Origin of the sequence: Siphonobacter sp. BAB-5405 (assembly GCF_002872335.1) — a bacterium.
In the GTDB taxonomy this organism is placed as follows: Bacteria; Bacteroidota; Bacteroidia; order Cytophagales; family Spirosomataceae; genus Siphonobacter.
Genome location: NZ_NJAG01000191.1, coordinates 1 through 635 on the forward strand (window position 1 = coordinate 1; position 635 = coordinate 635).

Here is a 635-nt window from a genome sequence, read left to right on the forward strand (position 1 = left end):
TGACCGAACTGACGAATGCATACGACGGCACGATAGACCAGCAAGCCCGCGAGAGCATAAGCGACGAACGCTGGAGCTGCCTGACCCGCGAGCAGATTACTCAGAAAAACGATTCGCTGGATCTGGGCCTCATGGCCGACGCCAGCGTAAGCGGAAATAACCCTGACGAAGAACCGCTGGACATTGCCCGCGAAGCCGCCGAAGAATTAAAAGCCATACATCAGGAACTCGAAAAGATTATTGAACTACTAGGATGATGGAAAGAGAATTGCCAGAAGGTTGGGTTAATGTAACTTTAGGGGATGTTTATTATTTTATTGGAGGGGGGGACACCTAGTAAAGCTATTTCCACATATTGGAATGGAACTATACCTTGGGCATCAATTAAAGACATTAGTCAAGTTGAAAAGCTTGAGTCAACACAAGATTTCATTAGCGAAGAAGGTTTAAAAAATAGTGCATCAAATGTAGCAGAGCCAGGGGAAATTATTATCGGAACAAGAATGTCTCCTGGTAAGCCTGTAATTACTAAAATTAAAACAGCTATTAACCAAGACTTAAAAATTGTCAGGTCTAAACTACTAGTAAATAATAATTTCAGTTATTTCTTATTTAGACAATTACATGAAAGAATT

The 635-nt window shown here is 41.3% G+C and carries 1 protein-coding gene and 1 pseudogene; both read left to right on the forward strand.

The features are described from left to right. Positions 1-257: pseudogene (locus BWI97_RS27950) on the forward strand (SAM-dependent methyltransferase); the annotation flags it as partial. 45 nt (positions 258-302) lie between these two features. Then, on the forward strand, positions 303-635 hold a 333-nt coding region (locus BWI97_RS27560; RefSeq protein ID WP_199182141.1), incomplete at its 3' end, for a restriction endonuclease subunit S.